Origin of the sequence: Vibrio sp. 10N.222.55.C6, from assembly GCF_041473395.1 — a bacterium.
GTDB lineage: Bacteria > Pseudomonadota > Gammaproteobacteria > Enterobacterales > Vibrionaceae > Vibrio > Vibrio crassostreae_C.
Genome location: NZ_JBFRSD010000421.1, coordinates 1 through 413 on the forward strand (window position 1 = coordinate 1; position 413 = coordinate 413).

The window sequence follows — 413 nt, forward strand, 5'->3', positions numbered from 1 at the left end:
GTACAAAGCGGCGGCCATCACTGCGAACATCAGCACGCATTTGGTGGTTACCACTCCAACCTAAATGGAAGCCCCACACCAAACCATTCTGTTCTGAGAAACCTTGCGTTCCTGCAAACATGCCAGGGAAGTTTTCATGTGAAGTACGGCCGCGACGGTTCTCTTGCATGAAGCCACCATGCTCAAAACGCTGACGTTGCGTTTGGAACTCATGACACCAACGACCATGGAACGTCATCAATTCATTGGCGTGGTTTGGCAGCGGCAACGTTGATGACAGCTTATTTAAATAGTATTTACTGCCCCCTTTGTTGGTTACTGTGATGCGCTTTTGAACCACATCCGATTCGTAATCCAGTTTAATTTCAACCGTCAATTCAAGCTTAGACACGGTGTCTTCTAGAACAAAAGTG

The 413-nt window shown here is 47.2% G+C and carries 1 protein-coding gene; it reads right to left on the minus strand.

Annotated elements, in window-relative coordinates; all coding sequences use genetic code 11:
* Positions 1–413 (minus strand): glycoside hydrolase family 36 N-terminal domain-containing protein (locus AB4486_RS24410; protein ID WP_372119224.1); only part of this gene is annotated, 413 nt, incomplete at both ends.